At 49.1% G+C, this 17,478-nt stretch carries 13 protein-coding genes; 2 read left to right on the plus strand and 11 right to left on the minus strand.

The genetic code is table 11. The features are described 5' to 3' along the window. Nucleotides 1–8: 8 nt before the first annotated feature. The 4 genes from GCE9029_RS03180 to GCE9029_RS03195 form a co-directional block, all read right to left on the minus strand. Nucleotides 9–422 (minus strand): GFA family protein, encoded by a 414-nt coding sequence (locus GCE9029_RS03180; RefSeq protein WP_062660994.1) that lies wholly within the window; start codon nucleotides 420–422, stop codon nucleotides 9–11. A gap of 89 nt (nucleotides 423–511) precedes the next feature. Continuing rightward, nucleotides 512–1,465 carry a DMT family transporter gene (locus GCE9029_RS03185; RefSeq protein WP_062660995.1) on the minus strand — a complete coding sequence of 318 codons (954 nt, stop codon included), beginning with the start codon at nucleotides 1,463–1,465 and terminating at the stop codon, nucleotides 512–514. 104 nt (nucleotides 1,466–1,569) lie between these two features. Then, complete coding sequence (locus GCE9029_RS03190) at nucleotides 1,570–2,286, minus strand: AraC family transcriptional regulator (protein WP_062660996.1); 717 nt, start codon at nucleotides 2,284–2,286, stop codon at nucleotides 1,570–1,572. A 159-nt stretch (nucleotides 2,287–2,445) separates the two neighbouring features. Further along, nucleotides 2,446–3,471 (minus strand): calcium-binding protein, encoded by a 1,026-nt coding sequence (locus tag GCE9029_RS03195; protein ID WP_062660997.1) that lies wholly within the window; start codon nucleotides 3,469–3,471, stop codon nucleotides 2,446–2,448. Between the two features lie 471 nt (nucleotides 3,472–3,942). On the opposite strand from GCE9029_RS03195, the gene trpB reads away from it, so the two are divergent. Beyond that, complete coding sequence (gene trpB / locus GCE9029_RS03200; RefSeq protein WP_062660998.1) at nucleotides 3,943–5,166, plus strand: tryptophan synthase subunit beta; 1,224 nt, start codon at nucleotides 3,943–3,945, stop codon at nucleotides 5,164–5,166. On the opposite strand, the gene GCE9029_RS03205 is transcribed toward trpB, so the two are convergent. The 5 genes from GCE9029_RS03205 to GCE9029_RS03225 form a co-directional block, all read right to left on the minus strand. After that, nucleotides 5,163–5,375: a hypothetical protein gene (locus tag GCE9029_RS03205; protein ID WP_062660999.1), complete on the minus strand. Its 213-nt coding sequence runs from the start codon at nucleotides 5,373–5,375 to the stop codon at nucleotides 5,163–5,165. The genes trpB and GCE9029_RS03205 overlap by 4 nt on opposite strands. Nucleotides 5,376–5,507: 132 nt before the next feature. Beyond that, on the minus strand, nucleotides 5,508–8,174 hold the full coding sequence (locus GCE9029_RS03210) for a DEAD/DEAH box helicase family protein (RefSeq protein ID WP_062661000.1): 2,667 nt from the start codon (nucleotides 8,172–8,174) through the stop codon (nucleotides 5,508–5,510). 182 nt (nucleotides 8,175–8,356) lie between these two features. After that, on the minus strand, nucleotides 8,357–11,581 hold the full coding sequence (locus GCE9029_RS03215) for a glycoside hydrolase family 3 protein (protein ID WP_062661001.1): 3,225 nt from the start codon (nucleotides 11,579–11,581) through the stop codon (nucleotides 8,357–8,359). Between the two features lie 358 nt (nucleotides 11,582–11,939). Further along, complete coding sequence (manA, locus tag GCE9029_RS03220) at nucleotides 11,940–13,127, minus strand: mannose-6-phosphate isomerase, class I (protein WP_062661002.1); 1,188 nt, start codon at nucleotides 13,125–13,127, stop codon at nucleotides 11,940–11,942. Between the two features lie 112 nt (nucleotides 13,128–13,239). After that, a complete protein-coding gene (locus tag GCE9029_RS03225; RefSeq protein WP_062661003.1) occupies nucleotides 13,240–15,147 on the minus strand; it encodes a fructose-specific PTS transporter subunit EIIC in 1,908 nt (635 codons plus the stop codon). A gap of 410 nt (nucleotides 15,148–15,557) precedes the next feature. On the opposite strand from GCE9029_RS03225, the gene GCE9029_RS03230 reads away from it, so the two are divergent. Beyond that, the gene (locus tag GCE9029_RS03230; protein ID WP_062661004.1) at nucleotides 15,558–16,403 is read left to right on the plus strand and encodes an AraC family transcriptional regulator; all 846 of its coding nucleotides are present in this window, start codon (nucleotides 15,558–15,560) and stop codon (nucleotides 16,401–16,403) included. On the opposite strand, the gene GCE9029_RS03235 is transcribed toward GCE9029_RS03230, so the two are convergent. Together GCE9029_RS03235 and GCE9029_RS03240 are read right to left on the minus strand one after the other, a co-directional pair. Then, nucleotides 16,395–17,165, minus strand: coding sequence for a PTS sugar transporter subunit IIA (locus tag GCE9029_RS03235; RefSeq protein ID WP_062661005.1), 771 nt, complete (start codon nucleotides 17,163–17,165; stop codon nucleotides 16,395–16,397). The genes GCE9029_RS03230 and GCE9029_RS03235 overlap by 9 nt on opposite strands. Continuing rightward, nucleotides 17,162–17,464 (minus strand): PTS fructose transporter subunit IIB, encoded by a 303-nt coding sequence (locus tag GCE9029_RS03240; RefSeq protein WP_062661006.1) that lies wholly within the window; start codon nucleotides 17,462–17,464, stop codon nucleotides 17,162–17,164. Before GCE9029_RS03240 ends, GCE9029_RS03235 begins: the two co-directional genes overlap by 4 nt. Nucleotides 17,465–17,478: the final 14 nt, after the last annotated feature.

The following is a 17,478-nucleotide window of genomic DNA, read 5'->3' on the forward strand; positions in this document are numbered from 1 at the left end:
ATTGGTTATTACATGTTCGAAGGGAAGGTGTCGAACACTGGAATGGTGGTCGGTAACACTGCCCACTTGGGTGCCGACGCGGTGAAAATGGCCATTTTGGGTTCTAGACTCTCGGCATCATCGAATGATGGCCCTGCAATGGTGTAGAACTGGCCAATCGTGATATCCGCACAGACAGTGACACCACATTCAGGGCAGTAATGCTGGTGAACGTCGTGACCGGAACTTCCTTTGCGGGTGAAGGTTTTGGTTTCCACTTCCCCTGTGAATTTAAAGTTGTCATGGTGATACCAGATACCAAACCACTTGTCGCCACCAGTACGGGTTTGGCAATCTGAGCAATAGCAAAATACCTGCTGCATGGGCTCACCAGTGACTTCGTAGCGCACCTTGCCACACTGACAACCACCTGTTCTTTTCATGTCTACCTCGCATTGTTCCTTAAGTATCCGCTAATTTAACTGAAAGCTAACCTCGGGTTTGTGTCAAATCAGGAAACGTCGCCAATTTATTAGGCTTGTGTACAGTCAGTGGCGATCTCTTGTGGTGCTTTCGCCTTACTTTCTGTCGCCTGCAATACCAAGCAAACCATGATAAGTGCCATGCCAATCCAGCCAATAGGTGCGATAACCTCCCCGACGATTAACACCGCGAAACAGGCTGCGACAACGGGCTCAAATAGGGTCAATAAGGTGGCTTTGCTGGCGTCAACGTGACGAAGTCCAAACCCAAAAGCGAGGTAGCCAACAAACATAGGGATCAATGCCATATAGAGTGAGACGCTGGCATTACTCCAGGTTGAAAACAGGTTATCACCCGTGAATGCCAGTGTCGGCAGCAGCAGTAATGCGCCTAAGCCAAAAATCGCTGCCATGGCTGAATCAGATTTTACGCCAGTATCGATCAGCTGCTTCGCTACCCAAGCATAAATAGCGTAGGACAGACCCGCCACTAGACCCAGCAATACACCGAGTAATTTCTGGCTGCTGTCAGAAGAAACGGCAGTGTGAGCGGATTCCGCAAACGTCAGCATGACAATGCCAATTGTGCCCAGTAAAAAGCTCATCACCCAGCGGAAACTTACTATATTGGCTTTGCCGAAAAGACGGTTAATGACGACCGTCATAAAAGGTGCACTGGCAATCGACACCACAGTGCCGACGGCAACACCAGCCATGCGCATAGAAGAGTAAAAGGCGAGGGGATATACCGCGAGTGCGACAACCCCAATGAGCAAAGCGGCACGAGACTGAAGAATCAGCGACCAATCGGCTTGAAGTGGTTTTCTTGCCAAGAATGCAAGTAATAACCCACTTACTCCCATGGAAAAAGCACCAATACCTAAGGGGCTGATGTCTGGTGCGAAAGCCGCAGCTGTGCCAGTGGTCCCCCAGAGAATCGAGGAAAACAGAATGGCCAGACTACCTTGAAGCGTGCTGTCTATGTTTGTGAAGAAGCCTTTCATCACTCAACGGTCCAAATGTTATACGTTCGAATGACAGAAAGGATAGCGATGAAACTAGTCTAAGACTTTGCAGAAAGGACGCTTGTTGACGCTGAAAGGGCGCTTTATTCCCTATTACCCGCGAAGACTCTTGGTGACATGCCGAAGTACGTTGAAAAACGGCGGCTGAACGCAGAAATATCGCCATAACCCACCCGCTCTGATACTAACTGGACGGGTAAGTCTGTATGCGTAAGTAAGGCTTTTGCTTTTTCCATCCGTTGCAGGGTGATGTATTGAAAAGCGCTCATTCCCAGCATTTCTTTGAAACGCTTTTTGAATTGGGTAGGGCTTAGACAGGCTATGTTAGCCAGAGATTCTATGGAAAGCTCGGCATCAAGATGCTCGACAATGTGAGATTGGACAGCACGAATACGGGGATCCGGCACTTCGTTGTTTTCCTGTTGCGCGAGTAAACGAGAGAAAACATCAAACACCGCGCCTTCCAGTAAATCATCTACCTCATGTTCCAACTGTTTTTCCACGAAATAGAGGTAACTCAACAACGGGGCGCTGATGGAAAACACCGCGAAGTCTGGTGCGGTGATGTTTTTTGGCAGTTCGGTCATGTCCGCCACGATAAACCGGGCAGACTCGTTGGCACGGAAGTGGTGAAAGGTGCCGGCTTGAATAACAACGCATTCGCCAACGCTAACCCCGCCAGAATAGTCATCCAGTTCTATCTGGATAGTACCCTGAATGGGTAAAACCAACTGATGGTAGTCATGTGCATGACCTTGTCGTTGCCGGGTATAGGCGCGAATGCTGAGGCTGTTTTCCATGATTTCCGTGTCATCCTTGAGCGGAAAAAGTGCGTTGCGATGACATCGACAGTATGACAAAAACCAATGCGCCGCAAACCATCCTTTTGAAATCCAAAAGGTAGACGCAATACAAAAAAGGCGGCCAGAGCCGCCTTAAACGTGAGTTAAATGAAATGCTTAAACCAGCTCGCAACCTGTCACAAAGTCGATGCAGTTGGCGTCGAAGCAACCCCAAACATTGTTCACCTGAACAGACGTACCGTCGCAGAAATCCAGGGTGATACAACCGCCTGATTTAGTGATGTTGATCTGGTGAATAGAGGTAGCGAGCGAATCATCAATCTGGATTTTGTCATCCCAGCAATTGAAGTCGGTGATTTTGTCGCAGCCGTCATGAGCATCAAAGTAGAAGGTATCTTTACCGCAATTACCTGTAAGAATGTCATTACCCTGACCGCCAGCAATCAGGTCATTACCCCAACCACCATCGAGTTTGTCGTTACCGCAGCCACCGTCAAGAGTGTCATTGCCACAGTCTCCGTCCAGCTTATCGTCACCGTTCCCGCCAACCAGCTTATCGTCTCCCCAGCCGCCATTCAGGTAGTCGTTGTGGTCGCCACCATGCAGATAGTCGTTATCGCAACCGCCGAACAGCTCGTCGCATCCTGCACCACCAAACAACTGATCATCGCCATAGTAACCAACCAACTTGTCATTGCCGTTGCCGCCTTTCATGACATCATTGCCGCAACCACCATCAAGATAGTCATTCCCATCGCCACCGAAGAGAGTATCGTGTCCATCGCCCCCCCAAAGTTTATCGTCGCCACAACCACCCTGCAGGAAGTCATTTCCCCATTCGCCTTTCAAGGTGTCGTTACCATTTCCGCCATAGAGTGCATCGTCGTCACAACCACCGTAAATCAGGTCATTTCCATCGCCACCCTGAATAGTGTCGCAACCGTTACCACCTTCTAGCTTGTCATCGCCACAACCGCCTTCAATCCAGTCGTTCCCATTACCACCTTTGATGTGATCCTTACTGCCGCTTCCTATGATTTTGTCGTGACCATCGCCACCGTCGATGAGGCATTCGTTGCCATAGGCGATGATGTAGTCATTTCCACCTTTGCCGTAAATCCAATCGACGTTGCAGTCGCTGATGATGGTGTCACCGCAGGAAGATCCATATATGGCTGTCATTTGTTATTTCCTTCTATCTACATTATTGACGTTGTTTGTGCCCAAATGCATGAAAGGCCATACCAATATGACTGTATTAGTGGGCATTAACTTGTGTCGGAGATAAGAATTATCCTACTGAATAAAAACGCGATATTGGATTCTCACAGATGGATTGTTGGTTGTCGGCAGGTTTTAAATTGTCCAGCTTTACAGTCATTTGTGGGTAATAGACACACGTAAAGTGTGGGATGAAACAAAAGTCTTACTAACGCAATGTTTTTATTAAGGAAATAATGAAATTCTAATTCAAAGTACCATAAACAGCTGTGATTTGAGATGCGTCCCGCGATTGATTGTCACAAAACTGCCGATTTACCGTATTGCTTCTCCTTTAATCAATATATTTTGTGTGGGCTATTCATCAGCCTTTACGCCAACTTTTAGAAAGGCATAAAGGGATCATCCAAGGACAGAGATCAGGAGTGACCCATGCAAAATACCTTCGAACATGCACTACCAGATGCACAGGGATATTTCGGTGAATACGGCGGCAGTTTTATCCCGCCGCAACTTGAATCCATCATGATTGAAATTGCGGCGGCCTATGAGGAATGCCGGAAAGACCCAGCTTTCAGAACCGAGCTCGCCCGTCTTTACAAGCATTTTGTCGGTCGGCCAAGTCCCATATTTCATGCGGAAAATCTATCAGCCAAGTACGGTGCTGACATCTACCTAAAGCGTGAAGATCTCAACCACACCGGTGCCCACAAAATTAACCACTGTCTGGGTGAGGCCTTGCTAGCAAAGAAAATGGGCAAAAAGAAGCTGATCGCTGAGACTGGAGCTGGTCAACATGGGGTTGCACTGGCAACAGCCGCAGCATTGGTGGGGCTGGAATGCGACATCTACATGGGTGAAGTGGATATTCAAAAAGAGCATCCTAACGTCGTGCGCATGCGCATTTTGGGTGCGAATGTGATTCCAGCGACCCATGGTCGCAAAACACTGAAAGAAGCGGTGGATTCTGCGTTTGAAGCCTACATGAAAGATCCCGTGAGTCAGATCTATGCGATTGGCTCTGTAGTTGGGCCGCATCCGTTTCCAATGATGGTGCGCGATTTTCAATCGATTATCGGTAACGAGGCCAAAGAACAGTTCAAAGAGATGACCGGTGGTTTACCTGACAACCTGGTGGCGTGTGTTGGTGGTGGCTCTAACGCGATGGGGTTGTTTACGGCCTTTTTGGAAGATGACGAGGTGGCTATTCATGGCGCAGAGCCAGCGGGTCGTTCACTCAATGTGGAAGGGGAGCATGCCGCAACTCTGACGCTTGGTGAGCCGGGCATCATGCATGGCTTTAAGTCCTATATGTTGAAAGACAAAGACGGCGAACCTCAGGAAGTACATTCGGTGGCCAGTGGTTTGGATTATCCTTCTGTCGGTCCTCAACACAGTTACTTAAAAGATGCTGGACGAGTGAATTATGGCACGGTGAGTGATGATGAAGCGATTGATGCCTTCTTTGAGCTTTCTCGTCTTGAAGGCATTATTCCAGCCATTGAATCTTCCCACGCAGTCGCTTACGCCTTGAAGTTGGCTAAACAAGGCGAGAAGGGATCGATTCTTTTAAATCTGTCTGGCCGCGGCGACAAGGATATCGACTTTGTTGTTGAACACTATGGCAAAGACTACGGTATTGAATCATTGATTTAACGCTGAGATTCAAACAAGAACGCCCACCAAACCGGTGGGCGCTTTTGTTTGAATGGGTGCAACAAGTCACCTGCATGGCAAAGGGATAGGTGACCTGTTGCTTTCTCCATCTGAATAGTTATCCAAACAGAGTGCACAGCAAGCTGTACGTCATTGATAGTGAGTGCGTAACTGTCCGAACACAATGCATTGTTAATAAAGTCAGACAAAATTGACACGCCTTGAGAACGAAAACCATTAAGTTTATGTCAGGCTTTGGTTCTTTTTTGGTCAAATTGTGCTGGTTAATTCATACCTGTATGTATTGTTATGAAGACAGTTTAGTGTTGTAAATGCGCTTATTAGTTCCAGCGATCCTGACGTTTGACTTCGTTTTCGAAGTTTGACGAAAAGGCCTTCATTTTGGCCTGCAAGAGCGCCTGTCTTCCTTCCGGTGTTCTTGTGTAGATCAGCTCAGATAAACTGACATGCTGACACCAAGCTTTGTAGAAGATCATGGCTGTTTCTTTCTTTGCCCCAAATCTAAGTGGGACAGCATGGTAGTCATCACGTTTACTGCCCATAAATTTACCTTCGCGAATCACCAGATACCTTGGGTTGTCGATAGGCGAAAGGATTTCGTGCATGCAGTCAGCAAATACCGAGGACTCATAGAAGCTGCAGCCGGATAGGGAAAGATAGAATTGCCCATCTGCCGTTTCATAGACGCTCACTTTCATTCTGCGAATTGAAGTTTCAACAAATCCCGCCTGACAAAGCGCTTCGGCCAAAGCTAACCCCATTTGCTTGAGTGCCCCATCCACCGGTAAGAAACGTAGCAAGGTTTTGGTCGTCGCGACGGTTTGCGGAAATTTGTAGATAAGGGTGGCAGTGAGTGCCATAGCCAGCAGTAACAATACGTTGCTAGAGCTCTGGAATAAGTGCACTGTCCAAAAAACGGTGCCGAACAAGGTGATAAGCAGCTGTGAAAACAAATAGCGCCAGCTGTTTTTGAGCATATAACCGCGGAGCGCCTGAATTTGTGGTGTTTTGACAGATGGCAATACCCGCGCTGAGCCTTCTATCGTCAGTGCCTTTTTCCAGCGCGTACCCACTTGCTCAATATCTTCAAAGCGCTGGGTCATTTGCGAGTTGTTGGAGAAAATCGGCGAGGTCCCTTTTTTGACATAATGATGCTCTAGCCATATAGCCGACATACGGCCAAAGCCACTTTCAATGGTATCGTCTTTCTCAGATAGTCCGACAAAAGTATCGAAACGTCGTTTGAGACTGTAATAGTCAGACCAACCGGAAAAAGCCTTTACGTTAATGGCGGCAAGATGCCAAATCGAACTGATTTTGTCCGGCACGTTTTTGTCAATACGGATTGCCCGTCCGCGCATTTGGTTGGTAAGCATAAATGAACCGACAGAACTGGCGAGGATTAACGAATTGATTGCGGGTGCATCCCAACCTTCGCCCAACAATGAACGTGTACCGACCAATACCTTGAGCTTGCCTTCCATCAGCAGCGCGGTGAAAGCGACGGTGAGTTGGTTCAGCGGAGCGGTGACTTTCTGATATTGCCCTTCATTTCCCATGGCTTGGGCTTTGATTTTGTCATGACCAATATGCGCAATGAGGTCGTGCAATAGTGGAGTGGGGACAATACTCAGACGACCTGTCAGCAAGCCCACCTGCTCACGAATGGGTGAGTCTGAGGTAATGGCTTTAAACACGGGCCAAGCGCCGAGATTGGTCTCTCCAGCATCGATTTCTGATGTCAGGTTTTCGTCGCGGATATAGTCAGTCAAAACGACCTGTCGCAAGGAATCGCCACGTTTTTTCAGTTCAAGGTGATGAATCTTGCTGCAGGCTTCTACCTTGGCGCCACTTAACGCAAGCGATCGGTCATTACGGCGTGAACGTTCAAGTGATAATTCGCGTTTGTAGAGGAGCTCATTGGCTCTTAGCTGCTTCTTCAAATCGTCGATAAATAACTGATGTTCTTCGTTATGCTGGAAGGTGTTGGAGAAGAGTACCGTTTCAATTAACACCTGCCACCAATGCCGGCCAAGCTCTGGAATATCGGCAGTAGTGAGGTCCAACAGTGTTTTTAGCCTTGCATCGAGCGTAAGATTTTTGGCTTTCAGAAAGCTCAGTATTGCAATGGCGATTTCTGGTTGTTTGATCACTGCCTGCTCAATATCACCTTCATTCAGCCAAGGGTGAGCAAGTACGACGGCTTCGAAGGTTGGATTGTCGAACAGTGATTGACAAAGGGCAGATACTTGCTCGTCGTATTCTTCGATTTGTTGGCTTTCTTTTTGGGTCGCATTGCAGGCCCAAACATAATCCTGATGGGCGCAGAGCGTGCCGGCTTTCACCAACTCGGGAACTGAGATTTCTTCGTCAATGGGGCCACATAGCTGTTCGTATCGCGTCCATTCATGGCCTTGGGCGTCGTAAGGTGGTGTGGCAGTCAGGGAGACCAGCGTGATGTCGGGAATTTCCTGACACACTTTTTCCAACGCTCGCCACCACTCATTGCGAAGGTGATGGGCTTCGTCGAGGATCAGAACTTTAATCTTGTGGGTTTGCAGAAGCTGAATAAAGCAGTCAACTTCTTCGCCTTCGAGGCCATCGTCGTCTTCAAGTGTCGCGGCTTCATCTTCCTCACTTTCCAGAACATCGGAAAGCTTGGTGTGCAAAGCCTGATAAGTGATCGACGTGAGTGTTTTTGGCGCTGTAATGGAATTACTGATCCAAGGCAGTTCATGAACATTGTCGGATTCGCAGAAATCTTTTAGGCGATCAATCCACTGGTCCCGAATGACACGGGTTGGGGAAAGCACCAGCGTCGGTTTCGCTAATAAGCGGAACACTTCCAAACCTAACGTCGTTTTGCCTGCACCAGGGGCGGCAACAATATGAAGCCGCTGATCGTTCAGGTGCTCATGAATAGCCTCCAACACACGGGATTGATAGGGACGCCAGGGGTAGCAAAACGACATAGATTTGAACGGCATGGATTCCTTTCCTGAAAAACCTCAAAGTCATCGAGATGTTAACGTATTGATGTTGTGTTCCCTTAAGAGAAAACCTGAAAAGGGGAGCTGGGTTAGGAAATCGCAATGATTTGAACGTTTTCGCCAGTCGGATGAAAAAAAAGCCCGCAGATGCGGGCTTTGCTTTTTGGGGCAAGTGTCAGTTACTGCTCAAGCTTAATATTGCGCACTCGATAGACCACACCAGCTTGCGAGGCATTCCAGTCAGACAAGGTGGCGAACGGCGTATTCACTTTGGTGATATCCAGAGCGCCCGTGTTCAGCTCCGCAACGGGTACTGAAATGGTGTGCCATTGTCCAGTAGCAAGGCTGCCCAACGGATAGTCATTTCCAGAGCCAGCCGTCGATTCCATCTTGACGACCACTTCTTCGGTTTGGGTTTCACCAGGGTTTGCAGGTTCACCATAGGTTTCGATGTAAATATCGAACGTCAGGTTGCCAGAAGTGAAATTAGACAGGTTTAAGGTTTTACCCTGCACCAGCACTAAGCCTTTGTAATACTCAGGGCTTGCCGCATCGTAAGTCACGGTGAACTCATGAGTATTATCCGAAGGGTCGTTGCCAGTCACGACAACATGGTCGGTCAAACCTTCCCAAGTGTCTGTACGCGCTTGCCAAGTGTTGATGTTTGGTTCCCACGTTTCCCAGATATCAACGATATCGCCTTGGAGTGGCGGCTCAACCGGCACTTTCAACTCTTCACAGGTAATAGCGTCTTCTGCAGCATCGAGACTGCGTGGCACATAGCGAACCTCACCCAGATTGAACTCGACTTCCTCATCAGCATAAATCAGGAACGGCGTGTTAAGAATCTGGAATGCCATGCCTTCGTCAGCAAAACACTGCAGTGGGATCTTAATGGTCGTCCACTTGGTTTCATCTTGACCACTTGGCGCTGGAAGCACTTTGTGGATAGGGACTTGACCCAGACAAGGCCACTCACAATGCGTTGCCAGAATCATGCTTTGCGGCGCGGTTGATTTCATGTCGATATCAAACTGCAGGGTAGCATCCGCATTGAGGTAACTTTGTTTGTCGGTCACCTGCTCATCCGCCGTTTGCATATAGATCTGCGCAGGCGCTTCACCCGTGAACTTAACATTCACTGCATCTTGCTGGTGGAGGTGATCGATAGGGGTAGTGGTGAGAGATCCAATGGTGGTTGGTGTACCGTTGGATACTGTCACGCCGACCCAGCCATTCGATGAACCTGCAATGCGAGGTGTAAATTCGTCATCGGCTGAGCGACCAAAGATTTCCAGATTGGTGGTCGCAATGCCGTCATCTGGTGCATCTAGGCCACAACCGTATTCGCGTGGATCGAGTGGAAGATTATCCAGATCGATTTTCAGCTTGCTGCTTTTCTTCTTGTTGTAAGAAAGGCCATAGCCGTATGCGAACAGTGGTGCATGGTCACCTTCGATATCCTGCTCCATCTCCGGTGTTTCATAGTCCATAAGATTCGGCGCTTTGCGGTTGATGGTGGTAGAACACTTGGTTTTTGGCCAGGAGAAAGAAAGACGACCGCGGAAGTCCTTGTCATCAACACCAAACAGCACGTCAGTGATACCACCCGCTTCTGTGCCTGGCAGCCATGCTGCTACAAAGGCGTCAGAGTGGTTGATCTCTTCATTTACATAAAGTGGACGGCCAGAGAAGAACACGGTGACGACTTTAAAGCCTTGCTCTTTGAGCGATTTAATCAGGCGAAGATCTGCGCCATAAGAGGATTTCAGCGTGGCGTATTCCAGCGTCTTAGTTTTGTTGATGTCACCGAACATCTCGGCGTAAGGGTCTTCACCAATCACCACAACAGCTGTGGCATCCTGAGGTGCGGAAGAGACATCCGTAAAGACATTCTCTTCGCCGACTTGCGCCTGCATTGCCATCAGCATGGTTGTCGCACCTGGGAAGTCACGTTCCAGCGTGTTCTCGGTACCTTGCCAGGTCAACGACCAGCCGCCAGTCTGCTTTTGAATGTCATGGGCAGCACTGCCCACCACGAGATATTGCTTTTGAGACGACAAAGGTAAAGCTTTGTCGTTGTTCTTGAGGAGCACCAAAGATTGGGCAACAGCTTTACGTGCCAGCTCGCGGTGCGCGTCTGAGCCCAGGATATCCTGGTTACCTGCCAATCGACGCTCGGTAGGCTGCGGTTTTTCCCAAAGCGCGGCACGCATTTTCACGCGGAGAATACGGGTGACTGCATCATCAATGCGGCTCATTGGAATCGTGCCGTCATTCACCTGGTCAATGACATTGCTATAAAAAGCCTGCCAGTCTTTACGGGCAGTGACCATGAAGATGTCGTTACCAGCGAGCACTGCCTGAGGACAGTTGCCTGCGGTACAACCGTTGATTTCGCTGTGACCGTTCCAGTCTGTGACAACCAGTCCATCAAAGCCCATTTTGTCTTTCAGTACGTCGTTGACGATGTACTTACTGCCATGGAGCTTCTTGTTGTAATTGTCGGTGTCCATCACATCGTAGTTGGCTTCGTTATGCCAAGAGTTAAACGATGTCATGACCACTTGCGCGCCAGCATCCAGGCCCGAGAAGTAGCCCGTTGCGTGAATATTACGAAGGTACTCTTCGCTGTATTCGTTCATGCCACGGTCGACACCATCAGTGGTACCGCCATCACCGAGCCAGTGTTTGACGTTGGAAATAACATGGCGTTCGCTTTTCAGGCCCCTTGTGCCACCTTGCAAGCCTTCAACCATTTTGCCAGCGTATTGATAGACAATTTCAGGGTCTTCTGAATAGCCTTCATAAACGCGTCCCCAGCGATAATCGCGTGGCGTGGCGACGGTGGGGGCGAATGTCCAGTCAAGGCCAGTCGCTGCGACTTCACGTGCAGTCGCTTTACCGATTTGTTTGATGAGCTTGGGATTGTTTGCGGCGCCAAGGCCGATGTTATGTGGGAAGACGGTGGCTTTAAAAACGTTGTTATGGCCATGCACGGCATCAGTTGCCCACATGAAAGGAATACGGAAACCACGGTCTGCGTAAGCTTCCTCAAGGGCGAGATAGTATTTATCAGCTTCCTCAGCCCAATCTTGAGCGGTGGCGTATTTGTTGCCATCAGGCCAGCCGCCACCACCATTGAGCACTGAGCCCAGCTTGTATTCTTTCGCCTCTTCAGGTGTCACGCTGCGAAGGTCAGGTTGGATCATCTGTCCAACTTTCTCTTCCAGCGTCATTTGCGCGAGTATCTCCGCGACCCGGCTTTCTATCTCCGGATCTTTTTTGATTGCACTGTTAATCTGCGGCCAGTCTGGGAAGTACGGGACTTTCGATTCGAGAAAGCACCCCGTCAGAATAGCCAGCGATGTCACTCCTGACACTATGATTTTTCCTTTGAGCATAGAGCCCCTCCGAGGGTAGTCAGTTCTATTTAGACTGCGTGCTCACTATCTTGCTGGCATTTGAAAGCGCTTTCTTTAAATGCAAGATAACTCCCTCGAGCACACTAACTCCTGAGACACCGTGTGTTCAGGAAGCTAGGCATGGTAGGGGCTTTTTCTAATGTTAAACATAGCAAATTAAGCAAATATCTTAGCGCATTTGGCTTTAGCAACACTTTCTCAGATGGTGGAAAAACGTTGTTAAATTGACTGTTACGCATCTCGTTGACGCATATGCAAAAGTTGGAATTGGGTACAAACAAAAAGAAGCCCAGCAAATGCCGGGCGATCTTACTTAGGGGGATTTTCTTAGGTGTGATTAGTTATAGGCGCGGGCAAAAAGACCTTCGCAGCTGGTCTGGTAATCGCCGACATACGCTGGAATGAAAACGGATTCGCCTTTTTGCAAGGTGACCGCTTCTCCATTGCTGTGTGAAACAGTAAGAGGTGCATCAATGGCAAAGAGGATCTCTGCGCTCTGTGTACTCAGCACTTCGTCCTGGGTGTTGCGGTAAACACTGAATTTGAAATCCGGCACAGGAATCGGGTAGTGCTGCGCATTGCCTTGAATGCTTGGTGCCAGCAGAATGGTTTCTTCTGGCATTGGCAAGCATCGTGTGCAGGAAATCAGTTCCGGTACGTCCATATGCTTTGGTGTCAAACCTGCGCGAAGCACGTTGTCTGAGTTCGCCATGATTTCCAGACCTGTACCTTTGATATAAGCATGCGGCGTACAGGCATCAAGGAACATCGCTTCGCCCGGCTGAAGAGTCAGCGTATTCAGGATCAGTGGTGAGAACAGGCCAATATCGCCTGGGTACTGCTCAGACAGCGTCAACAGCAATCCAAACAATTCATCAGTTTGGTTCGCGCCTGCATAGGCCAGTAGTTTAGATACTGCTGCGTCTTTGGTTTCGCCTTCCAGAGAAAGCAGGGCACCAAAGAAGTCACTCAGGCCTTGTTCGTTCTGGTTGTCTTGCAAAGCACTTACCAGAGATGCCAACTCTTCAATGTTGAGCTGATGGAAGAAGCCCAGAATATCGCTGTAATCTCGGAAGCCGTTCATCGCCGTGTAATCAGTCAGCGCGAAAACCAACTCCGGCTTGTGGTTAGGATCTTTGTAGTTTCTGAAGCTCGCTGACAGGGGAATGCCTGCTGCTTCTTCTTTTGCAAAACCGGTTTCAGCCTGAGCTTTGCTTGGGTGAACTTGCACCGACAGCGCTTTTTCAGCACACAGCACTTTGAACAGGTAAGGCAGTTCACCAAATTGTTGGGTAGTGGATGCGCCCAGAATGTTTTCCATGTCTGAGCCAATGAAATCTGACAGCAGGGTTTCTTTGTTATCGACAGTGATTTTTGAACAGCCATTTGGGTGAGCACCCATCCAGATTTCCGCTTGCGGTTTTTTCTCTGGGTTTGGCATATCAAACAGTTCAGTCAGCGAAGTGTAACTGCCCCAGGCATAGTCCTGGATAACGTTTTTCAGAGGGAAAAATTGAGTTGTCATTGTTCTTCTTCAGGTCATTTGCAACTGGCAGAAGTTTATCAAATTCTGCGCTTGTCTTGCCTATATATTCTGCAAATAAAAACGCTCCCCGCAGGGAGCGTTTTTCATCTGACTATGCCGTTGCGACTTCGTTTTGTGCTTTCGCCTGACGCATTTTCTTCAGGGAAACGGCAACCAGTGCGGTCACTACTGCACCCACTGCCATACATGCCAGTGCCAGAACAGGTTTGTTCATTGCACCCAGAAGCGCAACAACTGGGCCACCGTGCGCCACGCTGTTAGTAATGCCGAAGGAGAAGGCCATTACTGCAGCAACCATTGAGCCGATAACGTTCGCAGGAATCACGGACATTGGGTCTTGTGCGGCAAATGGAATTGCACCTTCAGAGATACCCACCAGGCCCATCGCGCCCGATGCTTTACCCGCTTCGATTTCAGACTGTTCGAAGATACTGAACTTGCGGCCGATAACGGTAGCCAGTGCCATACCCAGTGGAGCAACAGGAATCGCACATGCCATTGCACCCATGAACTGTGTTTGACCGCTTGCAATCATGCCTACTGAGAACAGGAATGCCACTTTGTTGAATGGGCCACCCATGTCGAAGCCGGCCATACCACCCAATACAATACCCAGCAGAACAACGTTGCCTGTGCTCATGTTGGTCAGCATAGTATTCAGGCCTTCCATCAGTCCCGCGATTGGCGCGCCGATAACAAAGATGAACAGACCAGCAATGAACAGAGAACCTGTGATTGGTGCAATCATGATTGGCACCAATGGCTGGATAAACTTGTGGTAGTTACGGGTAGCCACCCATTTCACGAAGTAACCCACCAGCAGACCAGCAACTATAGCGCCGATGAAGCCTGTACCCGCTTCTGCGCCGTAGAATGAACCGTTGTTGGCAATCCAGCCACCAATCAGGCCAGGGGCTAGACCTGGACGGTCAGCAATCGCATAAGCAATGTAACCGGCAAGAATTGGGATCATGAGAGTGAAGGCAACCACGCCCACATCCAACACCTTGTTCCACATGCTGCCGGCAGGGATCGCCATGCCCGCTTCGGTAGGCTGACCACCAATTGCCAGAGCCAGCGCGATCAGAAGACCACCTGTTACCACGAACGGGATCATATGAGATACGCCATTCATCAGGTAGCGATATAAATCAGAGCGTGCCTGAGAAGCTTTGCTCTCAGACGATTCAGATGCTTTGTCATCAGCCGAAGCGACATACGCTGGGGCTTCCAGAGCTTGATTGATCAAGCCTTTTGCATCTTTGATTGGCGCTTTAACACCGGTTTTGATCAGGCGTTTGCCCGCAAAACGGGTCATATCCACTTGCTTGTCGCAGGAAACGATAATCGCTTCTGCACGGGCAATTTCTTCCGCAGTTGGACTGTTTTTCACGCCGATAGAACCGTTAGTTTCTACCTTCATTTCAAAGCCCAGTTCCGCAGCACCTTTTTCCAGCGCTTCTGCGGCCAGATAGGTGTGTGCAACACCTGCAGGGCAACCAGTGACACCGATCAGCAAGCCTTTATTGGCTTCCGGTGTTTCCAGTTCTTCTTTCTTTTCAAGCAACAGGGCCAGTGCGTCTTTGGCGGTTTCGGCTTTCATGAAGCTTTCGATGAAGCCATCTTCAATCAGTTTTGAAGACAGTTCAGCCAGCACTTCAATATGGTGGTTCGCACCGCCATCCGGCGACGCAATCATGAAAAAGAGTTTTGAAGGCAGACCATCTTCAGCACCGTATTCGATACCTTCGCGACTGATACCGATAGCGACAGCAGGCTCAATCACTGCAGCACTTTTTGCGTGCGGAAGGGCAACGCCATCTTCGAAACCGGTGTTACCCAGCTCTTCACGGGCGTGAATATCAGCCAGGAACTGTGCTTTATCGTTCACTCTGCCCTGAGCATGCAGAAGTTCAATCATCTCTGCAAAAACGTCTTCTTTGGACGTTGCTTTCAGGTTCAGGCAAATCAAATCTTCATTGATTAGCGATGTAATCATGATGTCTACCCCTCAAAATTTATCGTTATGGCGGTTGTTACCGATAGATATATTTTCCCGTTTTAGGGCGTACTGTTTGAAGAGGAGAGATAAGGCTTTTACTGGATATTTGTAACATTAAAAGTGAGGTGTGATCTTGTTCTCACTAAGAGAGGAGTTATGCTTTTGTAAGGGGGGAACATAAAATGTATAATAATCATTTGTTTATATCTATCTGTTTGTCATCTGTTAGTGCGCAGGATCTGGAGGATTTTCAATGGCGCTAGAGATTAGTAACCTAGAGGTAGTGCCAGAGACCGCATTTTTGGTGAGCCTTGTCACGCAATGAGTACGTGCTGTGGAGATTATGTGGTTGGTTAAAGTATGCGGGCGCATAATCGGCGCGTTATTGGGCACTAGAAACAACAACCATGAGTCAGGTCTTTCAACTACTGCTGGAGAATCTTCTGGCAGAGCGCGAGCACTTCAACCGTATCTGGTTTGCCAGTGATCAGGTGACACCACCACAATTTAGCTACCAGGTTAACTTTCCCCGTGTAGAGCTGGTGATCAGTGGTGAATATCCCAACCTTTTGGAAAACCCTGACAAGTCGATCACTGAATCGAAACTGCTGGCAGGTGACGCCTTATATGTGCCGCCAAACAGCTGGAACAAACCCAACTGGGACACCGACTGTTCCGTTCTGAGCCTTCTGTTCGGCAAGCGCCAACTGGGCTTCAGTCTGGTGAGCAAGGCCAAGAATCAACCTGGCTTCTACGACGTGCAAAAACACAGTATCCAAACCCGAACTGGGCACGCTATCGACCACATACTGGCAGCGCTGAATACGCTTGCCAAAGAGCCCGTGCAAACCCCGATGGATGGATATCTGCTCCACGCGCTGTTGAGCTATTGCCAGCAGATGCTCACTGCGCCGACAGCAGGCACACGCAACCGGGTGGAAGATTTGTATCAGGGGATTTGTATCTACATTCAGGAGAATTTTCACCGCCACATCACGCGTGAATCTATAGCGCATCGCTTCAATATCACCCCGAATCATCTGTCGCGGCTTTTCCGTCAGCAAGGCCATATGCGGATGGCGGATTACATTACCTGGGTACGGATCGACCGCGCCAAGTTCATGTTGAAACGTTATGATTTTCGGCTGGGGGAAGTGGCAACCCGTTGCGGCTTTCAGGACGTGAACTACTTCTATCGCGTGTTTAAGTCTAAAACAGGCATGACACCGTCTGAATACCGGGGCTCAGACTGACGCATTGGAAAGGGAATGGACGATGATGGTTTCCAGAATATCCGTATCCTGATTATCGGTGAGATAGCGGCAAAAATGTTCTTCCAATAGCAATTGAGAAAAACCAGAAAAGGCGACCACATGATCGCGAACAGGCGGCGCCGGGAGCATCATTCCGATCACCCGCGTCACATCACCGCGCTGTGAGCTCCAATCCAGTGGTAACGCTGTGGTCGCAATCATCAGATGTGCCTTACTGACATTCGGTGAAATGATATGGGGCAGTGCAATGCCATGCCCCATGCAGGTTGCTGAAACACTCTCGCGTTTATACAGCGCGTTGAACAAGTCTTCCTGACTGGCAGATTCATTCACTGATACTTTCAGCGCGAACTCTGCCAATAACGCGTGTTTATCTAATGAATATTTATCAATGCGGTGGATACAGCCCGTGAAGGGAAGGGTGACATGATTGGAAGGCTCAAACGGCGCACTGTTTTTGCCACCGGAAAGTACGTGAGCATGTTCATCCAGGAAATCGGTGAGCACCATGGAAGCAAGCTCGGCATCAGACCCTTCAATCAATAACTGGCAGAGATCGCCCGGCTTGATACTCAGGCTCATCATCCTGATAGGATGTTCGACGCTGGCTTGTTTGCGTTGGGAGATATTGCAGAACATAGTGACGGATCGGAAGTACCCCGCCAGTATTTTCAAACGGTTCAGCCTCCATGCTGCCAGGCCTTCTTCATCAACAAAGAAGGTGATCCTCCGGGTGATCATATCGTCTTGCAGCGCTCCAATACTTTCACCGGATCTGTCAGGACTTCTTCAATGGTCACGCAGTGGATTTTGCTGCCAGTGAAACGGGCGCGGTCTTCTACTTCAATGTCGGAGGCAATCAATACGACATTCGCGCGGGCGATATCCTGAATGCTTAGCGGGTTCTCAATACCCATCGCGCCTTGGGTCTCCACTGCGATTTGAATACCGATTTGTTGTGCTGCTTTTTTGAGTTCAGCAGCAGCCATATAAGTATGGGCAATGCCTGTTGGACAGGCGGTGACAGCAACGATTTTCATTCTTCTGGATTGTC

The sequence above is a fragment of the Grimontia celer genome (genome assembly GCF_900055185.1).
Taxonomy (GTDB): Bacteria; Pseudomonadota; Gammaproteobacteria; order Enterobacterales; family Vibrionaceae; genus Enterovibrio; species Enterovibrio celer.

Excerpts from the sequence above, each read along its gene's own strand:
- GCE9029_RS03190 (WP_062660996.1), bottom strand. The coding sequence starts at position 2,286 with ATGGAAAACAGCCTCAGCATTCGCGCCTATACCCGGCAACGACAAGGT.
- GCE9029_RS03230 (WP_062661004.1), top strand. The coding sequence starts at position 15,558 with ATGAGTCAGGTCTTTCAACTACTGCTGGAGAATCTTCTGGCAGAGCGC.
- GCE9029_RS03235 (WP_062661005.1), bottom strand. The coding sequence starts at position 17,165 with ATGATCACCCGGAGGATCACCTTCTTTGTTGATGAAGAAGGCCTGGCA.
- GCE9029_RS03195 (WP_062660997.1), bottom strand. The coding sequence starts at position 3,471 with ATGACAGCCATATATGGATCTTCCTGCGGTGACACCATCATCAGCGAC.
- GCE9029_RS03185 (WP_062660995.1), bottom strand. The coding sequence starts at position 1,465 with ATGAAAGGCTTCTTCACAAACATAGACAGCACGCTTCAAGGTAGTCTG.
- GCE9029_RS03210 (WP_062661000.1), bottom strand. The coding sequence starts at position 8,174 with ATGCCGTTCAAATCTATGTCGTTTTGCTACCCCTGGCGTCCCTATCAA.
- GCE9029_RS03180 (WP_062660994.1), bottom strand. The coding sequence starts at position 422 with ATGAAAAGAACAGGTGGTTGTCAGTGTGGCAAGGTGCGCTACGAAGTC.
- GCE9029_RS03215 (WP_062661001.1), bottom strand. The coding sequence starts at position 11,581 with ATGCTCAAAGGAAAAATCATAGTGTCAGGAGTGACATCGCTGGCTATT.
- trpB (WP_062660998.1), top strand. The coding sequence starts at position 3,943 with ATGCAAAATACCTTCGAACATGCACTACCAGATGCACAGGGATATTTC.
- manA (WP_062661002.1), bottom strand. The coding sequence starts at position 13,127 with ATGACAACTCAATTTTTCCCTCTGAAAAACGTTATCCAGGACTATGCC.
- GCE9029_RS03240 (WP_062661006.1), bottom strand. The coding sequence starts at position 17,464 with ATGAAAATCGTTGCTGTCACCGCCTGTCCAACAGGCATTGCCCATACT.
- GCE9029_RS03225 (WP_062661003.1), bottom strand. The coding sequence starts at position 15,147 with ATGATTACATCGCTAATCAATGAAGATTTGATTTGCCTGAACCTGAAA.